3 protein-coding genes are annotated in these 4,307 nt (G+C 59.9%); all 3 read left to right on the top strand.

Annotation, left to right across the window (positions count from 1 at the left end; translation table 11 throughout):
• On the top strand, window positions 1–1,448 hold a 1,448-nt coding region (locus QZ638_RS22615; protein WP_295814866.1), incomplete at its 5' end, for a serine hydrolase.
• A gap of 17 nt (window positions 1,449–1,465) precedes the next feature.
• A complete protein-coding gene (locus QZ638_RS22610; protein WP_295814863.1) occupies window positions 1,466–2,578 on the top strand; it encodes a mandelate racemase/muconate lactonizing enzyme family protein in 1,113 nt (370 codons plus the stop codon).
• Window positions 2,575–3,690, top strand: coding sequence for a pyridoxal phosphate-dependent aminotransferase family protein (locus QZ638_RS22605; protein WP_295814861.1), 1,116 nt, complete (start codon window positions 2,575–2,577; stop codon window positions 3,688–3,690). The genes QZ638_RS22610 and QZ638_RS22605 overlap by 4 nt, the downstream gene beginning before the upstream one ends.
• Window positions 3,691–4,307: the final 617 nt, after the last annotated feature.

The following is a 4,307-nucleotide window of genomic DNA, read 5'->3' as shown; positions in this document are numbered from 1 at the left end:
CGGCCCTGTCCCTGATGCAACTCGCCGAGGCGGGTAAGGTCGATATCGATGCCGATGTCAGGGAGTACCTGCCGGAATTTCAGCCGCATAATCCTTTTGCCAACAACCCGTCCGGCCCGCACGGCAGCCATGTTTCCTTGCGCAAACTGATGAGCCATACGGCCGGGATGGTGCGTGAACCTAAGAGCGGACATTACCTCGACGCGCAACGTCCGCCGCTTTCTGAAACCGTGAGCGAATTGGCAGCTTCGACGTTGAAGGAAGATCCGAGCGCCGGTGTCTTTCGTTACTCGAACGCCGGTATCGCGGTCGTCGGACGTGTGGTCGAGTTAATCTCAGGTTGCGATTTCAACACTTATGTTGCGGATAATCTTTTTCGTCCGATCGGCATGTCGAAAAGCGCCAACACGGTGTCGCCGGAGCTATTGGCGCGGCTTGCGCCGGCCTGGATGTGGACAATAGACGCGGATATTCTGGCACCGGTGTTCGATCTCGGCGGGTCTCCCGCGGGCAATATCTTTTCGACACTGTCCGATATGGGATTGTTCGCCCGTACGTTGCTTCGCGGAGGTTTCACGGCGAATGGGAGCGCGATCGTTTCGCCTGGAACCCTCGCGCGTATGTGGCTGCCCGCCGGCGAAAGGCCGCCGGGTTATGGTGGAGACCTGAAGGGCTACGGACTGGGTTTCGGACTTGGAGATGTGGACGGCTGGGCATCGGTCGGTCATGGCGGCGCGGTATACGGATTCGCCACCCAGATGACCCTCTTGCCTGCGGCTGGCCTTGGTGCCCTGATTTTCTCGACGCTCGACTTCAGCAACCAGATTGCGAGCCGTCTAACCGTCAAGGGCCTGCAACTCGCATTGGCAGAGCGCCGGATGGGTGCGACCCCCGTGCCGCCAACTCCACGCACACCGTTGAAACCGGACGATCTGGAACGTCTTTCCGGTCATTATGTCGATAGGGAGGAAGGTGAGGATGTGGAGATCCGTGCCAGCAACGGCCGCCTTTATTTGATGGGAGACGGCGTGCCGCTTGAACTGCGCCGCATTTCCGGGACCGATTTCCGGGTCGACGGACGAATATACGGTGAGGGTGCGGATTACGCGCATATGGAGGTTGCGTTTCCGGCGCGGGACGAGATGCGCTGGAAGGAGAAGGAATGGCAAAAAACCACGCCTTCCCGAAATGCGGTTCCCTCGGAAATCGCGCCGCATCTTGGCGAATACGGCCCCGATTTCAACGTTACGACCCTGTTTTACTCCAACGGGGCGCTGCAATGTCTGATCGAGTATTTCTGTACCCATCAGTGCGAACCGGTCTCGCGCGACCGGTTCAAGATGCATGGCCTTCTCTATGAGAGTGAAGTTCTGGAACTCGGTGCGGTCGATGATGAAGGGCGGCGGGGAATCCGCGTCGGGCAGATGTTTCTGGAGCGTCGGTCCTGAGTGATCAAGAGGGTGTCATGTCCATTTCTCGTATCGAGATTTTCAAGGCCGGGTTGCCGCTCAAGCGTCCCTTCCGCATAGCCATTGGCGAGACGCGTGTGACCGAGACAATTTTCGTCAGGGTACACACCGACGATGGTCTCTACGGGCTCGGGGAGGCAAGTCTTTTCCGGCCGGTGGTGGGTGAAAGCCGCGATGCTGCCTTGGCCAACGCGCGCGACCTGGCGCATTTGCTGATCGGGCGGAACCCGCTGGATATAGATGGATGCGTCTGCGCCATGCGCGCCTTCCTGCCGAACAACGCGACGATCCGTTCGGCGTTCGACATGGCGCTCTACGATCTGCTTGGCAAGAATGCACGGTTGCCGCTGCACGCGGTGCTGGCGGGCGCGAAGCGGAGCTTTGTTACCGACAACACGGTCGGTATCGATACGCCCGAGACCATGGCCGCTCACGCTCTCGAATTTCGCGAGCGCGGCTTCACGGCGGTCAAGGTCAAGCTGGGGACCGGAGTGGCCGAGGACGTGGCGCGTGTTGCGGCGATCCGCGATGTTCTGGGGCCCGAGACCGCAATTCGGATCGACGCCAACCAAGGTTGGGACCGGGTTGAGGCGCTTCAGGCGCTGAGGCAGTTGTCGGCTTTCAATATTCAGTATTGCGAACAGCCGGTTGCCGCCTGGGATTTCGACGGCCTCTCGGCCGCCCGTGCGCTTGGAGCCATTCCCATAATGGCCGACGAGGCGCTCTTCGACGAACATGACGCCATGCGTCTCGTTAGTGCCGGGGCGTGCGATTACTTCAACATCAAACTGGCAAAGTCCGGTGGAATTCACGTTGCGCTCAAGATTAACGCACTGGCAGAAGCCGCCGGTATCAAATGCATGGTTGGTTGCATGACGGAGACTCGTCTCGGTCTGACCGCTGCCGCGCATCTGGTTTCTGCGCGTGCCAACGTTGTTTTCGCGGACCTGGACGGTGCCGACATGCTGCGTGAAGATCCTGTGGTTGGCGGCATGTTGTATCACGCGGGCGGTGTCATAACGTTGCCCGACACGCCCGGGATCGGCGCGGACTTGGACGCCGGGTTCGTCGCCGGTCTGGAATGTGAAACCATCGGACGAAACGCATGACGATCGTCGAGGAGTCGCTGAACGCGCGGGACAGAATGGATTCTCCCATCGGCGCGCGCATGCGCATCGGTGGGCGCGATGTCGATTATTTCTGCGGCACCAGCTATCACGCCCTGCATGGGCATCCCGTTGTAATCGAAGCGGCGGTACAGGCATTGCGTGCTTACGGACTTGGCCCCGCGACACGTGCCGACATGTCGGTTTATATGGAAACCGAGGCCCTTGTCTGTGCGCATTTCGGCTGCGAGGCGGCTGCTTACGTGGCCTCCGGCTATCTCTCAATAATGGCTTTGCTGCTCGCATTGCGCGACGATTACGATGTGGCGTTTGCCGATGAGCGGTCGCATTTCAGCGTGAACGACGCGCTGAAATGCGCCGAACGACCGGTTTTCCGGTTTCGACACCGCGATCCGCAGAGCCTTTCGGAGCAGTTGCGCCGCCACCTCAAGCCCGGACAGGTGCCTGTTGTGGTCAGCGACGGTGTTTTTCCATCGACCGGCGCGCTTGCTCCGCTCGACCACTACGCGCAACTTCTGGACGCCTATCCCGGTGGCCTGCTTTGCATCGACGATTCCCACGGCGTCGGTGTTCTTGGCAGCGCGGGACGGGGAACGTTGGAACATTTCGGTCTCGAGGGAGAGAGGGCGTTTTGCGCCGGTACGTTGAGCAAGGCGTTTGGTGGCTTTGGCGGCATTGTACCGGCAAGCCGGGCACTTGCGGACAGAATAGCGGCCAAGGGTGGGGTTGTCGCCGGTGCGTCGCCTCCGCCGGTTCCGGCCGCTGCGGCCGCCGGCGCGGGATTGCGCCTTTTCAGGGAAAACCCAAGCATGCTGCAGGCACTGCGCACGAATGTGGCGCATATGCGCACCGGTCTTGCCGGGCTGGGGCTTGCGATTCCGCAAACGCCGGTGCCAATCTTCAATGTTCAGGCGCGCGGCGATTTGAAAGCGGTCTGCGAAAGGCTTCGCGAACGCGATATTGTCGTTAAATACGTTGGAGCGAGCGGCTATTCGGATGCACCGTCGGTCGAGACGCTCAGGATCGCCGTTTTTTCCAGCCATTCATCCGAGCAGATCGATGATCTGATCGCAGCGCTTGCCGTGTTGTTATAGCGGCAAAGCGCTTCCGAAACATTCGCATCGAAGAGAAGCGCGTTGAACCGCACCGGCCGGACGGTGAACTCGGCGCTCTTATCTGACAATAATTCCCGAAAGAGCGCTGGACAGGATGGCACGTGGACTGACCCCGTCGGTCGGCGAACGTTTTCCCTAAAGGATGCGCCTGAGGCACAACGCGCTGGCCGCAGGAGAGGCTGGCGGCAGTTCCTCCCTCGTTCCATAAGGTCAGGTGATCCCGCAACGCCGGGACGGGCTGGCAAGTGCGGACCAGATCCGGTTTGTCGTCCATTTCGATTGCCGGAAGGAACAACCGCCTTCGTGTCATGACCGAACGGCAAGCCTCGAGCTTGTCGGTTTGCCTGTGTTCACATGCCTTCCTTTGAACAATGCGACAGCACCGCGAGGACCCGATTGAAAGTGGGAGATAATCAACTTCCCTCTTGTCATGCGATGATATGCGGTTAGTCTGAACCAATCGCTAATTGGTTCGAGTTCATGAATCACATCCCCGAACGCTCAGACGTTTTGATGAAGCTGCGGGAGCTGTCGCTTCACGTTCGCCCACATCCGGCGGCTCTTCTGGATGGGGTCAACCTCTCGGTACGGCGGGG

It is taken from the genome of uncultured Nitratireductor sp., assembly GCF_913053745.1.
Classification (GTDB): Bacteria; Pseudomonadota; Alphaproteobacteria; order Rhizobiales; family Rhizobiaceae; genus Nitratireductor.
The sequence above is the reverse complement of the archived record's forward strand: the minus strand, read 5'-3'. Positions and strand labels throughout refer to the sequence as shown.

Coding starts and splice junctions, on each gene's coding strand:
- QZ638_RS22605 (WP_295814861.1), top strand. CDS start 2,575: ATGACGATCGTCGAGGAGTCGCTGAACGCGCGGGACAGAATGGATTCT.
- QZ638_RS22610 (WP_295814863.1), top strand. CDS start 1,466: ATGTCCATTTCTCGTATCGAGATTTTCAAGGCCGGGTTGCCGCTCAAG.